Below are 25,983 nucleotides of genomic sequence, written 5' to 3'. Positions count from 1 at the left end.
GATCGTCTAGAAAGTGGCTAAAAGAAGTATTTAAAGAACTATTTAACATCACTACTCTGCCATTGTTCGCAGGCGATCGACTGAATCACATAACGTATTAGGGTAAGATTTTATTCAAATTTTGGCAATTGATTGGGGACTGGGGATTGGGGACTGGGGATTGGGGATTGGGGACTAGGAAAGGCAGAAGGCAGAAGATAAAAATTCTCCTTGTCCCCATCTCCCCATCTCCCCATCTCCCCATCTCCCCATCTCCCCATCTCCCCATCTCCCCATCTCCCCATCTCCCCATCTCCCCTTGTCCGAGAAGCAGACTACCTTTAGACTGTGTAATGGTTGATAGATTGGAGTTGGAATGGAAATCGGTCAAAAAGTGCGGGTACGCCGTCTGAGGGATAGATCCCCTGCAAGTGTGATTGGTTGTTTGGGTAAGATCGGGACAATCAAAGCGTACAAAATGGTAGATGGCAGCGGAGTCGGTGTAGTTGTCCAATTTGATGAGGACAAGTTTACCACTTGGTTCTTTGAGGATGAATTAGAACCCGTAAACGCATAAGGAAGACAAATGTCGTTAATTTTGACTTTTTTGGGCAAAGATGGTACTGGTCGCACTAAAGTTGCGATCGCAGCAGCAAAAAAACTAGCCCTTCAGGGGAAAAAAGTTCTCCTGGCAACACAGGACACTAGTCCAGCTTTTGGGCTGCTGTTGGGTGTTACCCTAAGTCCAGACCCACAGGAACTGAGTCCCAATTTATATGGGGTTCAGTTTCAGACTTCCTTGCTGCTAGAACGCAGTTGGGAAGAAGTAAAAATTCTGGAAGCGCAATATCTGCGAATGCCGCTAATCAAGGAAGTCTACGGTCAAGAATTGGGAGTCCTACCGGGAATGGATAGTGCTTTGGCTCTCAATGCGATCCGGGAGTATGATAAAAGCGGCAAGTATGATGCGATCGTCTATGATGGCATCGGCGATCAAAACACCCTGCGAATGTTCGGAATGCCAGAAGTTCTCAGCTGGTATTTGCGACGCTTCCAAAATATTTTTAGCAATTCCGATTTGGGAAGAACGCTTTTACCCTTTCTGCAACCAATTGCTAGTGCAGTCCTAAATATTAACCTCACCCCTGATAAGTTGTCTCAAACTAACAAAGCTACTAATCTTTTGGAGGAAGGCAGAAAAGCAATAGCTGACCCAAACAGAGTAGCAGCTTATTTAGTAACTACAGGCGACCCAAGCAGCATTGCTACAGCAAAGTATCTTTGGGGTAGTGCTCAACAGGTGGGTTTAACTGTAGGTGGAGTAATTCTCAATCAAGCGATTTTGCCGGATTGGGTAGCAGGAGAACTTGGCGAAGACTTAGGACAAGTTTACGAAAAGTTCGATCGCGATGCCATCACCAATACTGTTACTTCAGAATTTGCTCCCTTACAAATTAGTAGTATTCCTCACCTTGTAGGCGAAGACTGGCAAGCTTTAATAAATGCCATGCCTGATTTCTCCCAAATGGCAACGGTTCCCAGACCAATGGAAGTTGACTTAGCAACAAGGCAAGTAAAACTATTCTTGCCCAGTTTTGACAAAAAACAAGTTAAACTCACCCAAAATGGCCCGGAAGTCACCCTAGAAGCCGGAGATCAACGCCACAATATTGAATTACCTCCCCAACTGAGCGGACAATCAGTTAAAGGAGCGAAATTTCAAAACAATTATTTAATTCTTTCCTTCTAACTAGAAAATCTAGTAGCAGCAATGTCTGACCTCACACAACCCGAACTTACTCCAGAAAAAACCGAACCAATCCCAGACGTTCAACCTAATACTGAGGCGGAACTCGCGCCGAGTCGCGGTGCGAAAACTCGGCAAATGCTGGGAATGAAGGGTGCAGCATCTGGGGAAACTAATATTTGGAAAATTCGCCTGCAACTGATGAAGCCGATTACTTGGATTCCCCTAATTTGGGGAGTTGTGTGTGGTGCGGCTTCTTCGGGTAATTATACTTGGACGTTAGAAAATGTCCTAATTGCGGCTGCTTGTATGTTAATGTCTGGGCCGTTATTAGCAGGATATACCCAAACCATAAATGATTTTTACGATCGCGAAATCGACGCAATCAACGAACCCTATCGCCCCATTCCTTCCGGCGCAATTTCTATTCCTCAAGTCATCACTCAAGTTTGGGTGTTGTTATTAGGAGGAATTGGAGTTGCTTATTTGTTGGATTTGTGGGCGGGTCACACTTTTCCGACGATTACGGTTTTAGCGATCGGTGGTTCTTTCCTATCTTACATTTATTCTGCCCCACCATTAAAGCTAAAGAAAAATGGCTGGTTAGGGAATTATGCCCTTGGTGCCAGTTACATTGCTTTGCCTTGGTGGGCAGGTCACGCATTATTTGGCAACCTCAATTCCACAATAATTGTATTAACACTGTTCTACAGTTTAGCAGGTTTAGGAATTGCAGTTGTTAATGATTTCAAAAGTGTGGAAGGTGACAGACAACTGGGTTTACAATCCCTACCAGTAATGTTTGGCATCACCACCGCTGCTTGGATTTGCGTGTTAATGATTGACATTTTCCAAATCGGAATTGCTGGCTATCTCGTTTATATTCATCAGAATTTGTCTGCCACAATTTTAATGTTGTTAGTCATCCCGCAAATCACTTTCCAAGATATGTATTTCCTGCGCGACCCCTTGAAAAATGACGTAAAATATCAAGCAAGCGCCCAACCTTTCCTAGTTTTAGGAATGTTGGTAGCTGGTTTAGCTTTAGGTCATGCAGGCGTGTAAAAAACAGTTCGTTGTAAGGGCTTTAGCCCGGTTTTGTGGCAGGGGAAAGACTAAAGTCTTTACAACGGACACAGACTATCTTCCTAATGTTTGATGTTTGATTTATAGCTAAATAGATAAAATGTGAGATAGTACACATTCGTCATTCATCAGCGGTAAGTAGCTGTGTTTAAACTGCTTTATCCCCTAGTTCATGCCATTCAACCTTATTTAGTACCGATCTGCTTTGTCTTAGCATGGTCATTAGTAATTATGATTGCTTGGAGTTTGTGGTCAGCTTTTAGTGATAGCGTCTCTAGAGCCAAAAAAATGCACGAAATCCCCTGTACAAATTGTCAATTTTTCACTGCTGACTATCGCCTGAAATGTACAGTACATCCTTCCATTGCTAACACTGAAGATGCGATAAATTGTAGCGACTATCAAGCGAGAAAGTAGATTTATGTTAGTCAGAAAATTAAGTGAGTGTGAGGAATTTATTGCTGGAGATAATACAATTTTACGCGAATTGTTGCATCCAGATAAACAACCTTTGGAATTACGTTATAGTTTAGCACACGCCACTTTGCCAGTAGGAAAAACTTCCACATCACACTCTTTAACAACTTCCGAAGTTTACTACATTATTAGTGGTAAAGGTGAAATGCACATTAATGAAGAAACTCAAATAGTAGAACCGGGAGATGCAGTTTATATTCCTCCCAATGCTAAACAGTTTATTCATAATTGTGGCGATGAACCATTAATTTTTGTTTGCATGGTAGATCCTGCATGGCGTAAAGAAGATGAAACAATTTATCAGTAAACAAGGGAACAGGTAAAGGTTTAAAAAATATTCTAGCAAATAATAAGACTCTGCGGTTGAAACCGCGTCTACACAAACCAAGTCCGCCTACGCGGACTAAATCATAGGTAAATCGGTTATTAACATTATGAAACCAAACAAACTAGCCTTATTTTGCGCCTGTTTCTTAGGAATTAACTTATTTTGTATCCCCATAGCAAACGCCCAAAAAATATCTAGTCCGGTATCCCAACAAAATTACACAACGCCAGAATTTCTGCAAAATCTAACAAAAGCAAACGTAATTTATTTAGGAGAAACGCATACTAGCGAAGCAGATCACAAAGCGCAGTTAGAGATTATTCAACAAATTTATGGGAAAAAGCCAAAAATTGCGATCGCAATGGAAATGTTTCAGCGTCCTTATCAGGGGGCGATCGATCGATACCTAGCTGGAAAAATCACCGAACAAGAACTATTAACTCAAACAGAATATCAACAACGCTGGGGTTTTCCTTGGGAATATTACGCCCCCATTCTGCGTTTTGCTAAAGAAAATCGCCTCCCAGTTTTAGCTTTAAATACTCCTAGTGAAGTCACCCGAAAAGTTGCACGTCAAGGATTAGAAAGTCTTACCCCAGAAGAGAAAAAATACATTCCTCCTATTGCTGAAATTCGCACTGATAACACCGAATATCGCCAAATGTTATTAGATGTTTTCAATCAACATCAAAAAGGTGGACATGGTTCTAGTGCGAGTTTTGAAAGATTCTTTTCCGCACAAGTTTTGTGGGATGAAACAATGGCGGAAAACATTGCTGAATTTGTCAAAGCTAACCCAAATCATACGGTAATTGTATTAGCCGGACAAGGACATTTAGTGTATGGTTATGGTATTCCGAGTCGCGTTGCTAGACGTTTAGGTAATAGTTTAGTCCAAAAAACTATCTTACTAAATTTTGACGCTGAATTACCTTTAAAAAAGAATCAACCCATTGCTGATTTCCTGTGGTCAAATTAATGGTACGTTGTTGCGCTTCAGCGCTTTTCCCACTTTAGTGGGAACAACGAACTATTCTTCGGTATCATTAAAGTTGACTTGTTCGTAAATGTCGTTGAGGTTAATTTGTAAGTTTATTGAGCTTAATTGTACAGTTGCATTTTCTGATTCATACTCACTTAATAACCATTTTTCATCAGGAGTTTTACTATATTGCATCGCATAATATCTGGTTTGGTCAATTAATATATATTCTTTAAATTCAGGAATCGATCGATAATAAAGAAACTTATCTCCTTGGTCGTAATTTTTCGTACTTTTAGATAAAACCTCAACAATTAATGAGGGATTTGTTACAGTAGTTGTATTCGTTCCGGTGTAAATAGGTTCACCTTCAATTACCATTACATCAGGGTAAGTATATTGACGATAACGAGGTATCCACAAACGTACATCAACGAAATAAATATTGTAATTTTGCCCTCTTAAAGCATACTTCAAGAAAGCATAAAAACTCCCGACAATTTTATTATGATTAGTAGTTCCACCTGTCATTGGTACAATTTCCCCATCTCGATATTCATTTTTATATTCTGCTGTTGCTTCTAGTTCTAAATATTCTTCGGGGGTGTAGGAACGTTTGAGAGTTTGGACTTGCATAATTTATCACCTATTAAGAACGGCGAAAGGCGATCGAAATACCGAGTATAAAACCTAGTGCGATCGCTACTGCTAATTTTTCCCAAGGTAGGACAAATAAAGCGACAATTCCCACCAAGGAACCAAAGGATAAACCCCAAAACAGTAGCCTCATTTTATGGAAAGAAAACTGCAATTTTTCTTCGACAGCTTGGAGAGTAATATCAATACTATCCAAATCTTGAATGATTTTTTGAATATCTTTACCTGTTTCTTTTTCTAATCTAGCAATAGCTTCTCGATCGGCTTTTACCGGAGAGATTGACAATCTAAGTAAAGCTTCTTTTAAGGGATATTCTAACTTGGTTTTTAACTTATTATCCATAACTATTTACCTGCAATAAATTAGCGACAAGAAACCAAGAATTTCTACTATCAAACTTTCCTAGTCCCCAATCCCTAGTTCCTAGTCCCTAATCACCTCTTCCCTAAAAATTCTACCAAAGGTTTAAAGGTTGAGATTAATTCTGGGCGACTAACTACTAGGGTGGGATAAGATCGATCGCCATAATCTTCACCTGCTTGTAAAGGAAAAGGTACTTCCTCTCCTAAATTAACAAAAACTCCTCCAGCTGCTTGCACGATCGACCAAACTGCTGCTAAATCCCACACTTTTGGGGTACTTTCTACACCGCCTAAAGCTGCACCATTAGCAACAGAAAGAAAATCATAAGTTGTCACACCTAACATTCTAATTTTACAAGGAATTGGGCTTTGTAAAATTGCTGTACTCCGGGCGCAAATATTAAAAAAGTGATTGTTACTTGGATTATCTTTACTAGTGTGAATTGGGATGTTATTTAAAAATGCGCCATTAGCTCGATCGCTTTGAGAATTACCGTACCAATAACCGTGAAAGGATTGGTTAATATTAGGGAAATGCACGTAACCAAAAATCGGCATTCCTTGATAAACTAAACCTAAAGAAATTCCCCAAATTGGAATTCCTCTAGTAAAATTAGTTGTGCCATCAATGGGATCGATTACCCAACACCATTCCGCACCAGAAAAGACGTGAGATCCTTCTTCTGTTAAAACATCGTGACTGGGAAAATGGTCATAAATTGCATTTTGAATTTCCCGATCGGCCCATTTATCAGCTTGCGTTACCAAACTACCATCAGCTTTAAAATCTGGTTCTAGTTGCCCATAATCTGTTAACAACTTAATACCAATTCTGGTGGTTGTTGTTTGAGCAAAATTATATATTTCCGTCCAAAATTCAGTCATTGCATTTTAGATGTTTGAATTTTTTCAACAGATAAAACTAGGTGATTAGATTTAGTTTAGGTTGGCGATCGGTAATCGCTATTGATGATTAACTAATTACCAATCACCAAATATTTTAAGGCAATTTTGGCGCAAAAGATAGATTTAGTCTAGGTCATTTTGCATGAGAGTTGCGATCGCTTCCTTAGCACTAGTGCGAAACTCTTGGACATTGACTCGATTTAACAACCAAATTGCCAGTAACATTCCCACTGCTTGCAAAGCAAACACCGATCCATAAGCTAACACTGGTGCTTTAAATAAAGTCCGACCCATATCCAAAATTACGCCACCAGTTATGGTTGCTGTTCCCCTTGCCATTGCTTGAGACAAACCCCAAGCACCCACAAAAGTTCCAGCTGTTTCTGCTGCGGTTAAGTCTAACATTAAACTGAGCGCTCCAGTAGTAGCAATTCCAGCAGACAAACCAAACAAAACTAATGTACCTTGAAAAACCTTGGCATTACCTGTAAATCCAGAGGCAATGATTAAAATAAAGCAAATTGCCACTAATAAACAACCAAGTTTAGTAGTTTTTTGCTTACCGATGCGTGGCACAATAAAGAAACCTGTTGCACCCAAACTCATTAACATTCCAATTCCCCAAAAAGTATTTAACAAAGAAGTTTGCGGAATTGATAAACCGAATACTTCTCCACCGTAAGGTTCTAAAACAGCTTCTTGCATAAACAAGCTAATTGTCATTACCAACAAGAAGGTGAAAAACAAACCTGTTTGCCGACTTGCTGTTAAGATTTTCAGGGCTTTTCCTAAAGTAATGCTATCTTCCCTAGCGATCGAATTTGTCCGATAAGTATAGCGAGAATACTTTTTCTCTACTCCAAGAGTTGCAATTATTGCCAAAACTAAAACGATCGCAGGGACAACAATAAAAAACCAGCTAATTGACGATCGCACAACATCCAAAGAAGCATTATTTTCTAATCTTCTAAGTAAAATTTTGCTGGTAATCCCACCTACAGCAATGCCCACAGTCATCATCGACCAGACAATCCCGATTAACTTTCCGCGATCGTCTTCATCAGAAACATCTACCAAAAGAGCGAAAAAAGGAGTAGAACTAATACTAGTTGCAATCCCATACAAAGCAAAAACTAAACCAGCTAAAGCAGTCCAACCAATAGTTTGAGTTGTCCATAACCACTCTTTATTCAGTTGTACTAAATCACCTAATTGCCAAACAACCTGCACTGCTAAAGATAATATCAGCGTAAATAAAGCAGCACCAATCCAAACATAACCTGTCCGATGAAAACCAAAAATAGTTTTGTTATCAGACATTTGACCAAACCAAACTCTTGTGGGTGACATAAACTGAGAAATTGCTAATATCCCCGACGTAATTGTTGCCGGAATTACTAACTCATCAATCATGACTCGATTGAGAACTCCCAGCGTTAAAACTGCCAAAATACCCAATCCCATTTGAAATAATGCCAACCGAAACATTGTCAGCAAATTAAGCTTGGGAAGAGGTTGGTTGAATTCTTTTAGTTGTGAGTTAGATAAATCACCTGTTGCCATTTTTCTAAAAGTCTAATTTTATAAGCCTACTAATCTTTAAGATAATCTCTGTTTGGGCGCTAGGAGAGTTTTGAGTTCTGAGTAGGGGCAATTCATGAATTGCCCCGGAGTGAGTTTCCTTGCCCCCCTGCTGGCTTTTCTGACGATACACTAAAAGAGTATGAAGAAGTGTAAAGAAAAGGTAAACAGCCGTGCAAACCATCAATTTAGGTCAAAATGGCCCCACCGTCACACCCTTATGTGTAGGAACTTGGGCATGGGGTGATAAACTGTTTTGGAGTTACGGCAAAGATTACGGTTCCGAACAGTTACGGGAAGCTTTCCATGCTTCAGTAGATGCGGGGGTAAACTTTTTCGATACTGCGGAAGTTTACGGCATGGGAATTTCCGAAGAATTGCTGGGAGAATTCATCAAAGAAACGGATAAACCCGTGCAAATAGCCACAAAATTTGGCCCTTTTCCTTGGCGATTTACGGGAGGTGCAGTTTCCGACGCGCTAACAGCTAGTTTAAGACGTTTGAAGTTAGAATCAGTAGAACTTTATCAAGTTCACTGGCCTTTTACCTTTTTTCTGAGTCAACAAACTTTAATGCAAGCTTTAGCTGAAGAATACAGAAGAGGGAGAATCAAAGCAATAGGAGTCAGCAATTATTCGGCAGAAGAAATGCGCCAAGCTTATCAATATTTAGCTGATTTTGGTGTACCTTTGGCGGTAAATCAAGTGCGCTACTCGTTACTTTCTCGCAAAGTAGAAAGCAAAGGAATTATTTCCACAGCCAAAGAATTAGGTGTAACGATTTTGGCATACAGTCCTTTGGCGCAAGGGTTGTTAACTGGGAAGTATGTGCCTGAGAATAATAACCAACCAACTGGGGCGAGAAAAACTGATTCTCGTTTTAGTAAAAGTGGCTTAGAAAAGATCGCTCCTTTAATTAGTTTAATGCGGGAAATTGGGAACAAGTACGATCGCACACCCGCCCAAGTCGCCCTAAATTGGTTAATCGCCCAAGGAAACGTAATTCCCATTCCCGGCGCAAAAACCGCCGAACAAGCAAAACAAAATGCAGGCGCTTTAAATTGGCAAATGACTCAAGAAGAAGTCGCCGCATTAGAACAAGCAAGCCGCCCTTGGTTAGAATAAAAAATTAATAGACCTCTGGCAAAAGCAGACAATCTCCATATCATCTGTGGACATCTGTGGTAAAAAATCCGAGATTTCTAACTTTTGCCAGAATGTTGTTAGGCAAAGGCAATTTTTCAAATGAGTTTAACGGACTTATTCTGAGTTTTAATTATATTTATTGTCTTGAATGCGAAGGCAAGTAAAGAAGAGGCTTGGTTAAGTGATAAATTTTCTGAAATACAGAATATCGGCAAAGAGTGAAAAAGTTGATTCCTTGGTTGTAAGCTGTTAATCATTTAAATAGGGTAAAATGGAAAAGTCAACCGAGCAAAATGAGTCAGGAAATGCCAGCAAAGAATCATCTGAGCTTAGAACAAGTAGAGAAGCTACAAAAAGCCCTAAAAGAAGAAGAAAATGGAAACATTAGAGAAAGAATTCTGATGTTACTGTTGCTAAATGATGGAAAAACTCAAGCTAAAATAGCGGAATTTCTGGGCTGTTCAATAAATAAAGTATCTTATTGGTGCGTACATGGAGATCCAGATAATCTAGAAAGCCTAGTCGATGAAAGGATGAAGGGTAATCATCAAAAAGCTACAGATAAATATAGAGAAATATTATTAGAGACAGTAGATAAAGAACCCAAAGAATTAGGATACGAATTTGGCAGATGGACGGCACAAAGGTTAGCAACATATTTAGCAGAAACGACAGGAATAAAATTAAGTGGGTCGCAAGTTAGGAGAATATTAGAGCAAAAAAAGTTCGTTTACCTCTGGGCGAAGTACAGCTTAGAGGGAAAGCGAGAGCCGGAAAAAAGAAAAGAATTTAAAAAGAAGATAACCGAATATTTAAAAATAGAAAAAGAGAATCCAGAACGTTTACAAGTATGGTTTTGGGACGAAAGCGGTTTTAGTTTAAGCGTGATAAAAAGAAAGAATTGGTGTAAAAAAGGTAGCCGAAAAGAGGTGAGAGGAGATCGAAGAAAGGGTCGGATTAATGTAATGGGAGGGCTGAGGTATTCCGACAAGAAAAGGTTTGTGGAATTTCTGGATAAAAGCAATTCAGAAAGTTTTTATCAAGTGCTAAAACTGTTTTATCAAGAATTGATTGGTGAATGGGTAGCTGCTGGCAATGAAGCCGATGAATTTGCTGAAAAAGGAGCCAAAATAGTGATAATTCTCGACAATGCTAGTTTTCATAAAAAGGCAGAATATCTCCAGAAAGTTGCCGCTGAAATGCCCAATATTCATTTAGAGTTTCTCCCGAAATATAGCCCGGATTATAACTTAATTGAATTAGTTTGGCATTCAACAAAAGAATTTATTGCTAATCGACTATTTAAATCAATCGAAGAATTAGAATATTTATTACATCAACTTTTAAATGAAGGACAGTTAATTATTAAATGGGAGCGAAAACTTAAAAATAAAGGTAATGCTCTTATCCCTGTTTAAATGCTTAACAGCTTACCAGTAGTTGAAATTCTGCCATCTGCGGCGATTAATGGGGCGAATGGCGCGTTTGCTAGTGTAACGAATACGATTTATTTAGCGAAAGAATTTGTTGAGCAAAATGCAGGTAATCCAGGTGCGATTACGAGTGTGTTGCTGGAAGAAACGGGGCATTATATAGACTCGAAGGTAAATGTTGCTGATGCTGCTGGGGATGAAGGAGATATTTTTGCGCGAGTTGTACAAGGTAAGGCGATAAGTGCAAGCGAACTTTTAGAGTTAAAAGGTGAGGATGATACGGCGATTGTCACTATCTGTGGTAAAGACATTTCTATTGAAAAGTCTCAGATTGCAATGGCTTCTTTAGGTGGCAAACTCTACCAGTCTCACCGGGGGATGGACAACAAAATCTATACTCGTTCTTATGATGGAAGGCAGTGGAGTTCTTGGAATACCAACTATGATGGAGAAACACCGAGTGCGCCAGCCTTAGCAGGTTTGAACGGCAGACTTTATCAATCCCACCGAGGCTTCAACAATAAAATCTATACCCGTTCTTCCACAGATGGAGTTAATTGGAGTCAATGGTATGAGAGCAGTGGCTGGCAGACACCAAACACCCCGGCATTAGAAGCCGATCCTTGGACTGGAAAACTTTATCAGTCTATCCGAGGCTTCGACAATAAAATCTATACCCGTTCTTCCACAGATGGAGTCAAGTGGAGTCCTTGGAATAGTAACTTGGATGGGGAAACACCGAGTACACCAGCCTTAGCAGCTTTCAATGGTAAGATTTATCAGTCTCATCGAGGCTTTGACAATAAAATCTATACCCGTTCTTCCACAGATGGTGTTAACTGGAGTCGTTGGTTTGAGAGCAGTGGCTGGCAGACATCCAGCGCTCCAGCACTAGAAGCTTTGGATGGTCAACTCTATCAGTCCATCCGAGGCTTGAACAATAAAATCTATACTCGTTCTTCCACAGATGGAATTAAATGGAGCGCTTGGAATAGTAACTTGGATGGGGAGACTCCTACTGCTCCATCACTAGCGGGCTGGAATAGAACACTTTACCAGTCTGCCCAAGGTCTGGATAATAAAATTTATACCCGTTCTGCTACTTCCTTGGATGGAGCCAATTATTGGACTGGGTGGCAGCAAACAGGTGGCGAAACTCCTACAGAACTAAATGATCTAACGGTAACGCGAATAAGCTCTGCTGGTAAAACGTTTGACGTTAGTTTGAATATGTTTGATGGTAATGGTAAAAATGAAAGCAAAGGACTTGATTCTAGGAAAGATACCATCGTAGTCATTCATGGCTGGAATGGTAACGATGATCCTAATAATACGATTGGTAATCTCGCCGCTAAAACTGCGGCAAGCAATTTCTATCCTAATGCTCAGGTTATAACATTAAACTGGAGCGGAGGCGCATCTGACAGCACTCCACAGTCGGCATCAGGTCGAATTTCAGCAGTAGCACGTTGGGGAGTAGATCGTCTTCGGGAACTTGGTATTGATCGTAACAAAACTATCCTTTTCGGTCATAGCCTTGGTTCTTATGTTGCAGCCAAAATGGGTGAGTTTTTTGGAGGTGTTAAGGAAATCGTTGCTCTTGACCCGGCTGCTGGATTTACAAATTTGGATGTGGATGGCGATCAATCGGGCATCCAAGGAGTCCCTAATTTACGTAATGTTGCCAGTAGTTCTATTGCATTTGTTGCATCAGACAAAGAGGGAGGGGCAGCAGGAGACAATGATTTTGCTAGAACAGCCAATACTTCTCTCATCGTTTCTTTCTCTAACTATCCCTTCTTGAATCTAAATCCTTTCCAACGAGACAGTGATTATCATAGTGCTGTAGCAAAAGTTTTTGCTAATCAGATTACACGCAACCTCCGTTTCCCTTCTTTTAATCGTAATGGTTGGTATAGCAACTTTGGAGGAAAGCGGGATTGGTTTGTACCCAATTTTGATTTCTCGCATGAAGGAGTGATTGACGCTGACCTTTCAGATCGCAATAATCCTAAGATTTCTCGCTTGCGGTATGTGTCTGATGATTGGGGTACTCAATCATCAACTTGGACATAAAGTGCAAGCCATAGTATCAATAGATCACCTTTTCTATTTATTTACTCAAAATGCGATCGCTTTTTGTACGGGTTTGAAAATGCGATCGCTTTTGCAATTGAGTAGGAGTGAATTAAACTCTATAATATAATTCTTAATTTACACTTCAATTTTCCCAGGAGAGCAGATATTGAATGCTCCCATTCAATGGAATTCTAAGGGATCTGGCACAGACCTAATTCGCTCCACACAGATTAATGGACGGACTCTTAAAATTAAAAGCGGACATGGTTATAACCGTCCTCATATAACTGGTGATGTCAGCAACATCGGTACAATGGACGAGATTGACTATGCGATCGCATTGGACATTCAGCTAACTCTCACTTCTGGGATCAATTTCCCGACCATAACTGCTAACCCACCTTATATTGAGAGAGATATCATTGTTAATGGGCAAAGCATCACCTACAGGGCGCTGGAACTGCCGTCGGGTGCGATCGAAGTTACTACTTATTTCCCTACCCCGTGAAATAACGATGAGCGAAACTCTCTATGATTTGGCAAAACAAATTAAAGCTTTAATGGAAGCCGATTGGCAAAATAACTCGGCTGAACTATCATCGCAAATGGCTGAAATGAAAGTTCGTTTCCTTCAGGAAATTATTCAACTTAATCAGCCTGATATGCTCCAAAAAATTATCGAATTAGATACCGATTTAGAAATGCCATTTGATATAATTAAAGCCACATATCAACAGTTACTAAAACTAGGTTATCGGGATACTAACACTCTGCGTAACTATGCACATTACTTATTGCTTCATGGGCCTGATTGGGATGCAGAAGCAAATAATATTCTAGCAAAATTGTCATCCGAAAAAGCAACGATTAATCAGGTTTAATTTGGAAAAGGTGTAATTGAATTTTATAAATAGGGTCTACATTTTCATCCAATAGATACTTCAGACTCATTTGCTTTTTTCATTGCCTCTCTTTCTGCTTTTAATTTCCGCAATCGCACTACAGCTGGAGGAGGATTTAATTCTTGAGCTTTACGCTGTTGTTCTCCCCACTCTAACCAGTTAGCTAAATATTGACTAATTGCGTCTTTATTATGCAGATAATAAAGGATTGTGGCATAAACTTGCTCTAGTGTTAGTGAAGGATAACTTTGAGCAATTTCTTCGGGGGTTCGAGAGCGATGAATGAAATCATAAAGAACAGTTTCAATTCCTACTCTTGTGCCTTTGAGTCTAATATCATCGGGACGTTGAAAGTCGAAATAGTCTTCTAATTGCATTAGTTAATTCTCCGATTATCATGGCTGATTTGAAAGTATTTTATCTTTTTTAAAGTGCGATCGCATTTCCCTTTTACTCAGAATGCGATCGCCTGCAAAACAAATTTCCTACTTCAATTAGAAGACTGTTGTTGTGCCGCTTGCCTCACTTCTTCCTCAGATAAATCTAACGCTTCAGCAATCTGATTTACAGCTAATCCTGCTGCCAATAATTTTGGCACAGTTTTTAACTTACCTCGGATTTCTCCTTCTTCCAAAGCTTCCTGATAAACTCGTGTTTGACGGATATCACCTAAACCTAACATGGCTTGTATTTCCTCCCGACTTTTTTGGGTAAACTTGTAAATAATTATCGTTTCAATCAACTGGAGTAGTTCCCGCTGTTGAACTTCATCGCTGAGTTCCTCCCTAGCTTTTTCGATCAAATGTCTAGCAAAGCTAGCAGCAGTCTCTTCTGGTTCTATTACTAATTTTACTGTTTCGATACCAATTGATTGCTCGGTTGTACCCAGTTCATCTAGATAAATGCGTCTAACTCGCGTGGGAGTGAGTAATTCTCGATAGCGGAATATATTGCTAGATTCTGTGTTCCTGGTAGGATAAATTACCACGCCTCGCCAATCATTTGTTAGTTCGGTTTTGTCCAAATAAAGGAAGATTTCGGCAAAAAATCGCGAGTAAAAGGTTTTGTCTGATTGAAACTGCACTTCAGCAAAATAAATGGGTGTTTCGGGAGCATTTTCTAAGGGGAGAAACACGCCATCAATGCGAAAGGAAAGTTGTTTAACTTCCACTGATGAGAATTGATAAGCATTAGCTGATTCTGGTGATTGATCTAGCAATTCAAAGAAGATGCTGGGGAATGATTGGAATAAGCGATAAAAGATTGTGTCAGTTTTCAAGGTTAGGAATATTTTGGTTTTTTATTATTTTTTATTTTACTACGTTTTTGATTAAAAAGCGATCGCCTAACTCTTTCATTAGTGCGATCGCTCTGATTTCACAACAGTTAATTCTAAGTTTTTTGAGATGTGCCAACAGGTTGCACTTCCAAGACTCCGCGAAACATATTCATGCCACAAGTAAAGGTATATTGACCCGGTTTTTTCGGGGTGAATTCGATCGGAGTAACATGATTTAAGTCTAAATCTTTGGCAATTTGAAAATCGGGAATTAAGACTTTTTCCAAACAGCTACTTGGGTCACGACGGAAGAAATTTAATCGGACTGGTTGACCTGCTTGCACTACTACTCGACTCGGTTCATAACCTCCATCAACAGTAATAGTCATTTCTTGAATTCCTTGATTTGCTTCAGCTTTTTTGGTTTTAGTTTTACTGAACATAAACCACCATAATTCCAGTCCAATTAAACCTAAACCACCTAAAGTAACGCCTATTTTTAAACCTAAAGGTTGCTCGATTTGGCGAAATTGCACGTTTTTTTCTGTTTCCGAAGCTGGCATTTCCATTGACATTTGGTTTGCTACTACGCCGGAACTAATACCTAGCAAAAATCCTAATCCAACCAAATTGCCAAAAATCATTTTCTTGCTCAACATTGGCGACTTTCCTTACATTGTTTTGGGTTGAAAATTACGCAAACGCAAAGCATTTGTGACTACAGAAACGGAACTAAATGCCATTGCACCTCCAGCTATAATTGGATTGAGTAACCAACCAAAGAAGGGGAATAAAATTCCAGCAGCGATCGGGATTCCCGCAACATTATAAATGAAGGCGAAAAAGAGATTTTGGCGGATATTTTGCATGGTGGCGCGAGATAGTTGAATCGCGGTGACAATGCCTTGTAAATCTCCAGAAATTAAGGTGATATCGGAAGCTGCGATCGCTACATCTGTTCCAGTTCCAATGGCAATTCCTACGTCTGCTTGTGCCAAAGCTGGTGCATCATTAATCCCATCTCCTACCATCGCCACAATTTTGCCTTCGGATTGAATTTCTTGGACTTTAGCTGCTTTTTGATCGGGGCGAACTTCGGCAAAAACTCGGTTAATTCCGACTTCACGGGCGATCGCTTCCGCAGTTTGGCGGTTATCTCCGGTTAACATTACTACTTCTAAACCTAACCGTTTTAATGCTTTAATTGCCGCAGGTGAAGAAGGTTTTATTGCGTCAGCAATTCCCATTAATCCTTCAATTTCTCCATCTACAGCAATCCAAATTGCTGTTTTTCCTGCTGATTCCCATTCTGTTTTGAATTGCTGCAAAATTGTGGTGTCAATTCCTAATTCTGACATCCAGCGAGAAGTGCCAATTTGCACTAATCTGTCAGAAACAATTCCTTGTACGCCGCTACCTGCGATCGCTTCAAACTGCTCTACATCTCCTAAACTTACTTGCTGAGTTTCCGCATATCTTACCACTGCTTCCGCTAAAGGATGCTCAGAATTTCGTTCTACAGAAGCAGCTAATTTAATTAGTTTTAGCTCGTTTTTGTTGGCAGTACCATTTACAGTGATAAAGTCTGTAACTGTTGGTTTTCCTTGGGTGACTGTGCCAGTTTTATCTAACACAATGGTTTTAATTTTATGTGCCAGTTCTAAACTTTTTGCACCTTTAATTAAAATGCCATTTTCTGCACCTTTTCCAGTTCCTACCATTACAGATGTTGGAGTAGCTAAACCTAATGCACAGGGACAAGCAATAATTAAAACTCCCACTGTGGTAATTAATGCTAGAGTTACATTTCCCATGAAATTAAACCAGATGATGAAAGTGGCGATCGCGATCGCAATTACCACAGGTACAAACCATCCAGTTACTCGATCGGCTAATCTTTGAATCGGCGCTTTAGAACCTTGTGCTTGTTGAACTAACTGCACAATTTGAGCTAAAACTGTATCTTTTCCAACTCTAATTGCTCGGAATTTAAAGCTCCCGGTTTTATTAATCGTTGCACCAATTACTTCATCTCCGGGTTGCTTTTTCACGGGAATACTTTCACCCGTTACCATTGATTCATCAATGGTAGAACTACCTTCAATTACTTCTCCATCAACCGGAATTTTTTCACCAGGACGTACTAAAATTACATCGTCGATTTGTACTTCTTGAATTGGAATATCTACTTCTTTTCCGTTGCGAATTACTCTGGCAGTTTTTGCCTGTAAACCAATCAGTTGTCTAATCGCTTCTGAAGTTTGTCCTCTGGCACGATTTTCAAAGAATCGCCCTAACAGAATTAAGGTAATCACAACCGCAGCAGTTTCATAATAAACTTCTGGCATCAATCCTTGGTTGATGAAAAAATTAGGAAACAATGTGGCAAATAATGAATAGAAAAATGCTGCACTAGTGCCGAGTGCAATTAGTGTATCCATTGTTGCCGCATGACGTTTAAAAGCTTTCCAACCATTGATATAAAAACTGTAACCGCACCAAAATTGTACAGGCGTTGTTAACAGTAATTGGAACCAAGGATTGTGCAACCATGCCGGAATGAAAGGTAAATTAAGCCCTGTCATCATTGGTAAGGAACCAACAATTAAGATAATGCTAATGATGCCACCAAAGACAACTTTTAAAATTAATTCGCGAGATTCAGCTTGACGAGCAGCTTTTTCAGTGTCATCTTCTCCAGTAATCATTTGTTGTTCTTGGAGAGAGTAGGCAGAATATCCCGCTTCTTCTACTGCGTTTTGAATTGACTCTACATTGGTCTTTTGTGCATCATAAATAACGTTAGCTTGCTCTGCTCCAAAGTTAACGTTAGCTTCTTTAACTCCGGGAACAGAACGAATTGCATCTTCAATGTTTTTCGCACAGGAGGCACAACTCATGCCTCGCAATTTGAGGGTGGCGTTGTCCATAATTCAATAGAGATGTTCTTAATCAACTAAATCTATTTTGAATCCTCTAGTTAACTGGAGAGTCAAGAGGTAAATTCAATTTCTTTGAGTATTTTGTTAAAAATAAGTATCATAATATATAAAAATCCTAATTAACAGCAAGGTGAATAATGGAAGAAAAAGTTAAAGTCAGTTGTAAAATTCCCCAAGAATGGGAAGCAAAAATAGAACTTTTGGCGAAAGAAAGGAAGACGCAGCCAAGTAAAATTATTTATGAAGCTTTGGCGCAATACTTGGGGGAAAATGCTAACACTGATGACAGTCGCCTCAATGCGTTGGAAGTAGAGGTAACAATGTTAAAAAGGCAAATAGCAGAACTAACTATTTTAGTAAGAAATCGGCAACCAAACTCTTTAACAAAGTTGCCGGAAGTTCCAGCAAATGTAGAAGATGATCATGATTTTATAGAAGATGAACCTGATGAAATTCTTTATGATTTCTTACCACCGGAAGAAAGATAAATTGTTATAGGTACGTTGTTGCGCTTCAGCGCTATATAAGAGCGCTGAAGCGCAACAACGTACCTTTTTGAATTTTGCATTAGTGCATTTTTGTAGCTACATCGATGCCGTCACTAACTAAACAACCATCTTCCATGTAAAGGATACGATCGGCAATATCTAAAATCCGATTATCATGGGTAACTAATAGAATTGTTATCGCTTCTTCTTTGGCTAATTTATACATTAATTCCACTACATCGCGCCCGGATTTTTTATCAAGGGCGGCTGTTGGTTCGTCGGCTAAAACTATTTTCGGGTGACTTACTAAGGCTCTGGCGATCGCTACTCTTTGCTTTTGTCCCCCTGATAAATTTTCAGGATAATAGTTAATTCTTTCTCCTAAACCAACTTTTTCTAATATAGCGCTTACAATTGCATCCATGTCTTGTTTTAACATTTCATCATGCAATTCTAAAGACATTCGCACGTTTTCTTTTGCTGTTAAAAACTTCATTAAATTATGTGCTTGGAAAATATACCCAATTTGGCGACGAACTTTGGTTAACTTTTGTTTACTCGCGCCACACATCTCTTGACCTAAAATTTTCAAACTTCCTTCTTCCGCAGAACGTAACCCGCCTAAAAGAGTTAATAGTGTGGTTTTTCCTGAGCCTGATGGCCCAGTTAAAAGCACAATTTCTCCTGCTTTAATTTGTAAGTTGATATTGAATAATACTTGTTTTCGTAGCGAACCTTTACCAAAATAATGGTTAAGATTGCTCACGGAAATTACTGGTGCATTAGTAATTTCTTGTATTGATTGATTGTCAAAGATTAAGTTTTGCATGGTTGAGGTTTAGCTAATTTTTCAGATTTAAAATACATCAGCAGGGTCGGCAGAACGGAGTTTTCGCATGGCGATCGCACCCGAACCAACACACATGACAACTGTCATCAAAAAAACAGTGGTAGCTCGATTTATTGTCATCTCAATTGGTAAAAGTGTGGCAGCATAAGCAAGTTGATATAGCCCGAAAGAAAGAGCAAACCCAGGTAAAAAACCCAAAACTCCCAAAATCAAAGATTCTTGAATTAACACAATTAGCAAATATTTATCTGTGTATCCCATTGCTTTTAAAGTGGCGTATTCTGGTAAGTGATCGGATACATCTGAGTAAAGAATTTGGTAAACAATGACGATTCCCACAATAAATCCTACGCCTACACCTAAACCAAAAATAAACCCAATTCCTGTACCATTCGCCCAGTAAGCTTGTTCAATTTGGGCAAATTCTTCGGGGGTAAGTACGGAAACATCTTTGGGTAAACCTGCTTTTAATTGGGCTTGTACTTGTGCTAAATTTGCATCTGGTTTTAGATGAATTAATCCAACTTCTATGTCGTCTGGTTTGCGATCGGGAAATAATGTCAAAAAAGTAGAATCACTAGCAATTACATTTCCATCAGCTGCAAAAGATGCGCCATTGATAAATAAGTTAGATACTTGAATTCCTTTCCCATTTAATTCGGTGGTAAAAGTACCTGTTTTATCAAAAGTTTCTACTACTCCGTATTCAGGGCGACCTGCGCGATCGAACAGCACATTATTTAATTGCTTCAAACTATCAAGATTTTGCTGCACTTCGGGAAACTTAAATGCTGGAGATGCAGGATCGATTCCCCAAACTAAAATTGCCCGTTCTAAGCGAGTGTCAGGATTGCGCCATTGTCCGGTAGAAATGTAAACGTAACTGACAGATTTTACACCGTCATAAGCTAAGGTTTGATATAGTCTTTCTCTGGAAAAACTCTTCACAGAAAAGAGCGTTTGAAATTGAGGATTAATTAATACTAAATCAGCCTGAAGATTGCGATGAGGCTTGATTGCGGCGTTAAATAATGCTCCTTCAAATCCCATTTGAATAAATATCAGCATATCGGCAAAGCCAATACCTGCAACTGCAACAGTTAAACGGACTTTTTCTTTCATTAACTGTCGCCATGCTAGGGGAGTTTTGCGAAATAGTTTGAGAAACATAGATTTTTGGGGATTGGGGACTGGGGATTGGGGACTGGGGACTAGGGACTAGTGATTGAGAATTAAGTTGATAGTTTCAGTTTTTTGTTGTTGTTTTCTTTCTCGCATTAAGAGGAATAATGGTAAGGCTAAGGAGACTCCAACTAGTAGATTGCTAATTATGTAAACCCACAGGTTTTTCATTTCTAGTCTTCTACCTTCAACAAATACGAATAGCCAGAGAATTAAAGAAGTAACTATTAAATCCATTGCAAAAAAGCTGGAAATTCGATTGCTAAATAGTTGCTCGAAAAATAGTTGAAAGTCAAATCCATGCTCCATTAAAAAGGGGATGAATTGGCTGTAAGGAAGGATTGTACCTAGAATACAAAAAGTGAGAAATGTTACTTGCAGCATTTGTTTTTAACTCCCAATAGTTTTATATTGGTCATCCGTTATAAAAAAAGCTAACAGTAATTTACTGTTCAATTGCTGTTTGAACTTGCAAGTTAGTAAACCCTGCAACTCTCTGACTATGCTCAGGAGTTAGGCGAATTTTTACTTCTACTACTCGGCGGTCTAAGTTTTCTCCGGGTTGATTGCTAAAAACATTTTGGCGCTCAACTTGTAAACCAATTATTTCTACAATTCCAGTTAATTCACCGGGAAAAACTTGACTGGTTATTGTTGCTTTTTGCCCGATTTTTACTTTGCCAATATCGGTTTGATACACTTCTGCGATCGCCATCATTCGATCGGTTTGTGCTAATTCCACAATTCCTGAACTGGATATTTTCTCTCCGGGTCGAGTATGAATTTTCAGAATTACGCTGTCAATTGGAGCGCGAATATAAACCAAATTTAAATCAGTTTGGGCTCGTTTAACTGCGGCGATCGCATTATCAACTTCGCTTTGTGCTGCTTGCACATCAACTGGACGAACTTCCGCAATTTGTGTCAACGTAGCTTGCGCTTCGCCAATTTGTTTATTACCAGTAGCGTTAATCCGTTCCAAAATTACTTTAGCTTCCCGCAATTGCTTACTATTGGTAGTGTTAATTCTCTCTAAATTCGCCCTAGCTTCGTTCAATTGTTGGCGAGTAGTTTCTACACTTAAACGCTTGCTATCAAACAAAGAATTAGAAATAGCACCTTGGGAAAATAACTGTTGATAACGGCGCAATTCTGCTTCAGCGTTATTGAGTTCTGCTTCTAATTTTCTAATAGTAGCTGTTTGGGCTAATTTTTCTCCTTCCCATTGCGCTTCTATGCGTGCGATCGCTTGTGATTGCGCCGCTTTATCTCCTTCCAACTGTGCTTGTAAACGCTCTACAGTCGCTTTTTGCGCTTGAATTTGTCCACTTTTCGCACCAGCTTTTACTTGTGCTAATTTCGATCGAGCAACTTTTACTTGTTCTTGCGCCTGTTCTAAAGCACTTTGTAAACTTGCTCTCGAATCCAAAATTGCAATTATTTGTCCTGCTTGAACCCGATCGCCTTCTTTAACTAATAATTCGCCAATGCGATCGCCATCCAACGACAAAGGAGCAGACAATTTAATTATTTCCGCTTCTGGTTCTAATCTTCCTAAAGCTGTTACCTTCTTCACAACTGGTGCGGTTACTACAGTGGGAACAGGAGCTTTTTGGCTAATAAAACCAGACTGAGAAAGCGCATAATAAATAACTCCCCCAGTGGTTGCAGTAGCAGCAACTATTAATCCAATTAACCACTGATTTGTAGGTTTGGATGGCAAGTTTATATTCATGATTTTTCCTCATTTTGTAAGTTTTTCTTTTCTAAGTACATGGCGATCATCTGTCCTAAAATTTCAAACTGCTCGCTAATCGAAACTTCTTCATTTTCCCAAATTTTTTGAAGTAATAAACCATCAATATGCGCCATTATAAATGCAGCTAACGCTCGATCTTCAAATCCTAAAAATTCACAAACAGCTTGCAAAGTACGTTCAATAGTTAATTTAAATACGGGATTACCTTTGATTTCTTGAGCATCACTACTTTGACAAAAATCAATCATAATGAATGTTTGTTTAATAAAGTAATCTTCATTTTTTTGGATAAATCTTCCGCAAGCTTCAATGCGCTCTTGCAAGGTTTTAGTTCCTTCTAATTCAGCAGCCGCCTTCAATAAATCCTGTCTATTAATTTCTTCTACTAACTGCTCATATATAGCTTTTTTGCTGGGAAAATAATGATATAAAGTACCAGTTGAAACTCCTAATCCATCGGCTATTTGCCGCATCGTAATCGAGCCATAGCCCTTTTCTGCAAATAAGTCAAAGCACTTATTTAACAGTTCTCTACGATATTGTTCGTGGTCAACAATTTTCGGCATAAGTTGCAAGAAGTAAATAAATTTCACTTGTTAGTTATATAGTATTAATCTACATACCTAACTAACAAGATTGCAGAAACCTCGATTTATATCGAACATCCGTTATTATATAGCTTAACAAAACTAAACGCAATACCCTTTAACATAGTTTTTCCTTTAAGTCTGCTATAGACGATCGCCAGGGAAACGCAGGGATGCGGGAAACCCCAGCGGAATTAGCGAAACATTAGAATTGATATTAAACTGATGCTGTACTTTGGTTATCTATGTTATGAACAACCGTCCTCAAATTGGCAGTATCAGCCCGTTAATTCCCGCAGGCGATGACTTAGAAAAAGCTATTGAATTTTATGAAAAAAAACTAGGATTTAGCACCATTCATCGAGAAGGCAATCCCATCAGAATGGCAATAGTTAAACGTGACAATGCAGAGATTTTTTTAGTCAAAAGCGATTATCATGATTTAGCTAAAGAAATATCCTTACGCTTGCAAGTAACAGGCATCGATCGACTTTATCAAGAGTTGCTTTCTCAAGACAGCGAGATAATTCATCCCAACGGTAAACTAGAAACTAAACCTTGGGGGCCAAAAGAATTTAGCGTCATAGATTTAGTAGGAGTTTGTTTAACTTTTTACGAATTTCCTTAGTAAAAACCGATCGTCCTATTTCCAGTCGGTTTGAAGGTGGTACTGCTACGGTTAATTCCCGACTGCAAGCACTCCGAAAATTATATTAAATTTGCAACTACTGCCAGCGAGAACCTGATTTCTTCAAGAAATCGGGGTTTTGTGTAATTTAACTTACAGTATAAAGTGACTTTCTATACTATGTACTCAAGTAAGTTTTCTAATTAAATCAGATTAAAAGGTGTTTATATAGAGTAATAAAAGATTAACATTTTGACAAAAAATTCAGTTTGTATTGATGGTAATATTGAAAATGAAAGTGGGAAAAATAAACCTAGAGATAGGAAGAGACGCTATGTTTAATTTAGAAGATAACTGGATTGTTGTTCAAGGCGATCGCCGCTACCGCGATACACTTTTAAATTGTCTGAAAGCTTTGAATGCTGCACTCAACCCCCAAATTCTTGAAATCTGCTTAACTACAGGATTTTTTAGCAGTTCTCAATATCGTATTTATCACGAATTTTGGATGGAAGATTAAGTTAAATATTAGTTAACTTTCATTTAATGTAGAGTTGCTATAAATTGACGATCGGATAACCTCTCTTTAGTTAGAGGTAGGAAAAGCTGGAGTTTTCTATGATGAATGCGAGTGTACCAGCTGTGTGCTAACAAATATCGCTATTCACCAAAAAGCAAAATATGACTACCGAAAACAACGAATCTTCCAGCCAATCGCCTACTGAAAGTAACCCAGAAATCAATCAAACTTCGCAATTCGATCAACCAGAATCTGGTTATAGAACAGAGGAAGAGGAAGAACTTAGACAAAGTTCTCCTCTTAACCCAAGAGTAGCAGAAAAGTCAGAGGAAGCAATGGAAGAAGCTTAAAGAAAACTAATTATCGACTAATTTCTTGATGCACAACCTTCCATTACCTGATTACCTAAAATCAAAATAGCTTCGTAAGGATAGGCTTTATCTGACATTCCATCACTACAGGATTTAACTTTTTTTATAATCAATGTTCCGTTTGGTTGTCCGTTGAGTCGGTATACTCGGACAAAATCAACAGAACGAGCTTGTGCTGCTATTGGTGCAACATAAGGGTAAATTCGTTTGCTTGCGTCTGGTGATGAATAAACTATGCCATTGCGATTAATAGTTATATTCCAAAAAGGTTCTGTACCGATGGCGGTGAAGGTTTCTACTTTAGCCGGAGTTTGAGAAATTAATAAATTTTCTCTTGATATATTGTTATTAACATAATTGCGATTTCCTTGACGATCGGCTAACGCCGCATCACTTCCCAAGCAACTAACAGATAATGCTAATATAGCGCTATAAAAGCATAAAGATTTCATAATCACCTACTCCAAAGTTACAACAATTACGATCGCCAACTTCAACCCATACCCACAGATTCCTGTTTGGGATCGATCGAAAATCTAAAATCGAATGACGTACTTGTTTTGCAATAGTGCCTAGAGTTAAACTATGGGTTTTAATTCTCACCCATTCTCCGCCCTTTTGCTCAAGTATTAAGTATGAATCCAAACTTAAAACTGCTAATTTCTGAGTCAGAGATTGCTGACATTGTGAAACGACTGGCGCAAGAAATAGATCGAGACTATGTAAATCGTTCTCCTGTTGTCGTTGCTGTACTTAAAGGTTCATTCATTTTTTTAGCAGATTTAATTCGCCAAATCCAAACCCCTATTAAAAATGTGGAATTATTTCGCTTATCAACCTACGTTAATGGTACAACCAGTTCGGGACAAGTAAAAATGCTCATGGGATTATCAAACGGAAGTATTAGCAAACAGGATGTAATTTTAGTCGAAGATATAGTTGATACAGGGCTTTCTACCTCAATAGCATTGCAACTGCTAAAGGCGCAATATCCAGCTTCCTTGAAATTGTGTGCATTACTTGACAAACCAGCAAGACGGAGAATTTCTGTTAAGATTGATTACTTGGGAAGGACGATCGGCGATCGGTTTATTGTCGGGTATGGTACAGACATCAACGAACAATACCGCCAACTTCCAGCCATTTACGTATTAGAAGAATAGCTCAACTATAGGAATAAAATATTAACCCAAAATTTCTGCATAATAAGTTACAGTTAAGTAGCAAATCTTTCGAGGAAATATTTCATTATTTAAATTTGTATCAAACTGATTAACAAATTGGTTTACAGCTGGGGATTTACAAGTAAAATTTGCTTACTTAGCTAAAACTTTCCTTAAGATATGGCACCAGAGAGCCAGCCTCGTTAGAAAATCCATCATAGCTATCGTTAACAGCTTTCCACTTTCAGCATGAAACAACAGAACCTTAGTAGTAAATTCCTATCCATCTTTAATATCATTGCAGCCGATGTGTTTGCTAACCTTGCCGATATTGCTCAAAGAGTCTATCCCAACAGATAAACTGAACAAATCAGGAAAGTGGCAAGGCGACAATTAAGTGTTACCTATTTCTACAAAACACTTATTGGATAAAGCTTTTAGAAAATTTTTGATTTGTTCCTTATTCGTTGAATAAGCAAGATTCTCACCATGATTTGACCAGGATTTAAGGATTATAAGATGAGCAGGATTGACTTACATTAAGTATGA

The 25,983-nt window shown here is 38.9% G+C and carries 31 protein-coding genes; 16 read left to right on the top strand and 15 right to left on the bottom strand.

Annotated elements, in window-relative coordinates:
* Positions 1–110: 110 nt before the first annotated feature.
* The gene (locus ACE1CA_RS04210) at positions 111–284 is read right to left on the bottom strand and encodes a hypothetical protein (RefSeq protein WP_486517649.1); all 174 of its coding nucleotides are present in this window, start codon (positions 282–284) and stop codon (positions 111–113) included.
* Between the two features lie 71 nt (positions 285–355).
* Here ACE1CA_RS04210 and petP point away from each other — a divergent pair, with 71 nt between their 5' ends.
* The 6 genes from petP to ACE1CA_RS04180 all read left to right on the top strand — a co-directional run bounded on the left by petP (position 356) and on the right by ACE1CA_RS04180 (position 4,596).
* The gene (gene petP, locus ACE1CA_RS04205) at positions 356–556 is read left to right on the top strand and encodes a cytochrome b6f subunit PetP (protein ID WP_413276003.1); all 201 of its coding nucleotides are present in this window, start codon (positions 356–358) and stop codon (positions 554–556) included.
* Between the two features lie 9 nt (positions 557–565).
* The gene (locus tag ACE1CA_RS04200) at positions 566–1,729 is read left to right on the top strand and encodes a Get3/ArsA fold putative tail anchor-mediating ATPase NosAFP (RefSeq protein ID WP_413276004.1); all 1,164 of its coding nucleotides are present in this window, start codon (positions 566–568) and stop codon (positions 1,727–1,729) included.
* 135 nt (positions 1,730–1,864) lie between these two features.
* Complete coding sequence (gene chlG, locus ACE1CA_RS04195) at positions 1,865–2,791, top strand: chlorophyll synthase ChlG (RefSeq protein ID WP_486517960.1); 927 nt, start codon at positions 1,865–1,867, stop codon at positions 2,789–2,791.
* 165 nt (positions 2,792–2,956) lie between these two features.
* On the top strand, positions 2,957–3,229 hold the full coding sequence (locus ACE1CA_RS04190; RefSeq protein WP_413276006.1) for a hypothetical protein: 273 nt from the start codon (positions 2,957–2,959) through the stop codon (positions 3,227–3,229).
* A 4-nt stretch (positions 3,230–3,233) separates the two neighbouring features.
* Positions 3,234–3,596 carry a cupin domain-containing protein gene (locus ACE1CA_RS04185; RefSeq protein ID WP_413276007.1) on the top strand — a complete coding sequence of 121 codons (363 nt, stop codon included), beginning with the start codon at positions 3,234–3,236 and terminating at the stop codon, positions 3,594–3,596.
* 127 nt (positions 3,597–3,723) lie between these two features.
* A complete protein-coding gene (locus tag ACE1CA_RS04180; protein WP_413276008.1) occupies positions 3,724–4,596 on the top strand; it encodes a ChaN family lipoprotein in 873 nt (290 codons plus the stop codon).
* 51 nt (positions 4,597–4,647) lie between these two features.
* Here ACE1CA_RS04180 and ACE1CA_RS04175 read toward each other — a convergent pair whose 3' ends face one another.
* The 4 genes from ACE1CA_RS04175 to ACE1CA_RS04160 form a co-directional block, all read right to left on the bottom strand.
* On the bottom strand, positions 4,648–5,235 hold the full coding sequence (locus ACE1CA_RS04175) for a Uma2 family endonuclease (protein ID WP_413276009.1): 588 nt from the start codon (positions 5,233–5,235) through the stop codon (positions 4,648–4,650).
* Positions 5,236–5,248: 13 nt separating this feature from the next.
* On the bottom strand, positions 5,249–5,599 hold the full coding sequence (locus tag ACE1CA_RS04170) for a hypothetical protein (RefSeq protein ID WP_413276010.1): 351 nt from the start codon (positions 5,597–5,599) through the stop codon (positions 5,249–5,251).
* A 92-nt stretch (positions 5,600–5,691) separates the two neighbouring features.
* Positions 5,692–6,504 (bottom strand): inositol monophosphatase family protein, encoded by an 813-nt coding sequence (locus ACE1CA_RS04165; RefSeq protein WP_413276011.1) that lies wholly within the window; start codon positions 6,502–6,504, stop codon positions 5,692–5,694.
* A 144-nt stretch (positions 6,505–6,648) separates the two neighbouring features.
* Positions 6,649–8,088, bottom strand: coding sequence for a BCD family MFS transporter (locus ACE1CA_RS04160; protein WP_413276012.1), 1,440 nt, complete (start codon positions 8,086–8,088; stop codon positions 6,649–6,651).
* A 191-nt stretch (positions 8,089–8,279) separates the two neighbouring features.
* Between ACE1CA_RS04160 and ACE1CA_RS04155 the strand changes: the two genes are divergently transcribed.
* The 5 genes from ACE1CA_RS04155 to ACE1CA_RS04135 all read left to right on the top strand — a co-directional run bounded on the left by ACE1CA_RS04155 (position 8,280) and on the right by ACE1CA_RS04135 (position 13,644).
* Positions 8,280–9,230: an aldo/keto reductase gene (locus tag ACE1CA_RS04155; RefSeq protein ID WP_413276013.1), complete on the top strand. Its 951-nt coding sequence runs from the start codon at positions 8,280–8,282 to the stop codon at positions 9,228–9,230.
* Between the two features lie 326 nt (positions 9,231–9,556).
* Positions 9,557–10,669, top strand: a complete 1,113-nt coding sequence (locus ACE1CA_RS04150) for an IS630 family transposase (protein WP_486517950.1) — start codon at positions 9,557–9,559, stop codon at positions 10,667–10,669.
* Positions 10,670–12,760, top strand: coding sequence for an alpha/beta fold hydrolase (locus ACE1CA_RS04145; RefSeq protein WP_486517648.1), 2,091 nt, complete (start codon positions 10,670–10,672; stop codon positions 12,758–12,760). It abuts the gene before it with no gap.
* A 169-nt stretch (positions 12,761–12,929) separates the two neighbouring features.
* Complete coding sequence (locus ACE1CA_RS04140; RefSeq protein WP_413278343.1) at positions 12,930–13,271, top strand: hypothetical protein; 342 nt, start codon at positions 12,930–12,932, stop codon at positions 13,269–13,271.
* A 7-nt stretch (positions 13,272–13,278) separates the two neighbouring features.
* Positions 13,279–13,644, top strand: a complete 366-nt coding sequence (locus ACE1CA_RS04135) for a hypothetical protein (RefSeq protein WP_413278344.1) — start codon at positions 13,279–13,281, stop codon at positions 13,642–13,644.
* Between the two features lie 44 nt (positions 13,645–13,688).
* Here the strand turns inward: ACE1CA_RS04135 and ACE1CA_RS04130 are convergent, their stop codons facing one another.
* The 4 genes from ACE1CA_RS04130 to ACE1CA_RS04115 all read right to left on the bottom strand — a co-directional run bounded on the left by ACE1CA_RS04130 (position 13,689) and on the right by ACE1CA_RS04115 (position 17,874).
* Positions 13,689–14,042, bottom strand: coding sequence for a DUF433 domain-containing protein (locus ACE1CA_RS04130; RefSeq protein WP_413278345.1), 354 nt, complete (start codon positions 14,040–14,042; stop codon positions 13,689–13,691).
* 113 nt (positions 14,043–14,155) lie between these two features.
* The gene (locus tag ACE1CA_RS04125) at positions 14,156–14,944 is read right to left on the bottom strand and encodes an Rpn family recombination-promoting nuclease/putative transposase (protein ID WP_413278346.1); all 789 of its coding nucleotides are present in this window, start codon (positions 14,942–14,944) and stop codon (positions 14,156–14,158) included.
* Between the two features lie 113 nt (positions 14,945–15,057).
* Entirely contained in the window at positions 15,058–15,603 is a 546-nt protein-coding gene (locus ACE1CA_RS04120) for a cupredoxin domain-containing protein (protein WP_413278347.1), read from the bottom strand.
* 12 nt (positions 15,604–15,615) lie between these two features.
* Positions 15,616–17,874 carry a heavy metal translocating P-type ATPase gene (locus tag ACE1CA_RS04115; RefSeq protein ID WP_413278348.1) on the bottom strand — a complete coding sequence of 753 codons (2,259 nt, stop codon included), beginning with the start codon at positions 17,872–17,874 and terminating at the stop codon, positions 15,616–15,618.
* 149 nt (positions 17,875–18,023) lie between these two features.
* Between ACE1CA_RS04115 and ACE1CA_RS04110 the strand changes: the two genes are divergently transcribed.
* A complete protein-coding gene (locus ACE1CA_RS04110) occupies positions 18,024–18,374 on the top strand; it encodes a hypothetical protein (RefSeq protein ID WP_413278349.1) in 351 nt (116 codons plus the stop codon).
* A gap of 79 nt (positions 18,375–18,453) precedes the next feature.
* On the opposite strand, the gene ACE1CA_RS04105 is transcribed toward ACE1CA_RS04110, so the two are convergent.
* The 5 genes from ACE1CA_RS04105 to ACE1CA_RS04085 all read right to left on the bottom strand — a co-directional run bounded on the left by ACE1CA_RS04105 (position 18,454) and on the right by ACE1CA_RS04085 (position 22,731).
* Positions 18,454–19,203, bottom strand: a complete 750-nt coding sequence (locus ACE1CA_RS04105; RefSeq protein WP_413277032.1) for a DevA family ABC transporter ATP-binding protein — start codon at positions 19,201–19,203, stop codon at positions 18,454–18,456.
* A gap of 27 nt (positions 19,204–19,230) precedes the next feature.
* Positions 19,231–20,394: an ABC transporter permease DevC gene (gene devC, locus ACE1CA_RS04100; RefSeq protein WP_413277033.1), complete on the bottom strand. Its 1,164-nt coding sequence runs from the start codon at positions 20,392–20,394 to the stop codon at positions 19,231–19,233.
* A gap of 48 nt (positions 20,395–20,442) precedes the next feature.
* On the bottom strand, positions 20,443–20,790 hold the full coding sequence (locus ACE1CA_RS04095) for a DUF2834 domain-containing protein (RefSeq protein ID WP_413277034.1): 348 nt from the start codon (positions 20,788–20,790) through the stop codon (positions 20,443–20,445).
* Positions 20,791–20,851: 61 nt separating this feature from the next.
* Positions 20,852–22,141 carry an ABC exporter membrane fusion protein gene (locus ACE1CA_RS04090; protein ID WP_413277035.1) on the bottom strand — a complete coding sequence of 430 codons (1,290 nt, stop codon included), beginning with the start codon at positions 22,139–22,141 and terminating at the stop codon, positions 20,852–20,854.
* On the bottom strand, positions 22,138–22,731 hold the full coding sequence (locus tag ACE1CA_RS04085) for a TetR/AcrR family transcriptional regulator (RefSeq protein ID WP_413277036.1): 594 nt from the start codon (positions 22,729–22,731) through the stop codon (positions 22,138–22,140). Before ACE1CA_RS04085 ends, ACE1CA_RS04090 begins: the two co-directional genes overlap by 4 nt.
* 271 nt (positions 22,732–23,002) lie before the next feature.
* On the opposite strand from ACE1CA_RS04085, the gene ACE1CA_RS04080 reads away from it, so the two are divergent.
* The 3 genes from ACE1CA_RS04080 (at position 23,003) to ACE1CA_RS04070 (ending at position 24,250) form a co-directional block, all read left to right on the top strand.
* Positions 23,003–23,380 (top strand): glyoxalase superfamily protein, encoded by a 378-nt coding sequence (locus ACE1CA_RS04080; RefSeq protein WP_413277037.1) that lies wholly within the window; start codon positions 23,003–23,005, stop codon positions 23,378–23,380.
* Positions 23,381–23,714: 334 nt separating this feature from the next.
* Positions 23,715–23,900, top strand: a complete 186-nt coding sequence (locus ACE1CA_RS04075; RefSeq protein WP_413277038.1) for a hypothetical protein — start codon at positions 23,715–23,717, stop codon at positions 23,898–23,900.
* A gap of 161 nt (positions 23,901–24,061) precedes the next feature.
* Positions 24,062–24,250, top strand: a complete 189-nt coding sequence (locus ACE1CA_RS04070; protein ID WP_413277039.1) for a hypothetical protein — start codon at positions 24,062–24,064, stop codon at positions 24,248–24,250.
* Between the two features lie 17 nt (positions 24,251–24,267).
* Here the strand turns inward: ACE1CA_RS04070 and ACE1CA_RS04065 are convergent, their stop codons facing one another.
* A complete protein-coding gene (locus ACE1CA_RS04065; RefSeq protein ID WP_413277040.1) occupies positions 24,268–24,723 on the bottom strand; it encodes a COG3650 family protein in 456 nt (151 codons plus the stop codon).
* Between the two features lie 183 nt (positions 24,724–24,906).
* Between ACE1CA_RS04065 and hpt the strand changes: the two genes are divergently transcribed.
* Positions 24,907–25,434, top strand: a complete 528-nt coding sequence (gene hpt / locus ACE1CA_RS04060; protein ID WP_413277041.1) for a hypoxanthine phosphoribosyltransferase — start codon at positions 24,907–24,909, stop codon at positions 25,432–25,434.
* The last annotated feature ends 549 nt before the right edge of the window (positions 25,435–25,983 follow it).

It is taken from the genome of Floridaenema evergladense BLCC-F167 (assembly GCF_041929205.2).
Classification (GTDB): Bacteria; Cyanobacteriota; Cyanobacteriia; order Cyanobacteriales; family Aerosakkonemataceae; genus Floridanema; species Floridanema evergladense.
The sequence above is the reverse complement of the archived record's forward strand: the minus strand, read 5'-3'. Positions and strand labels throughout refer to the sequence as shown.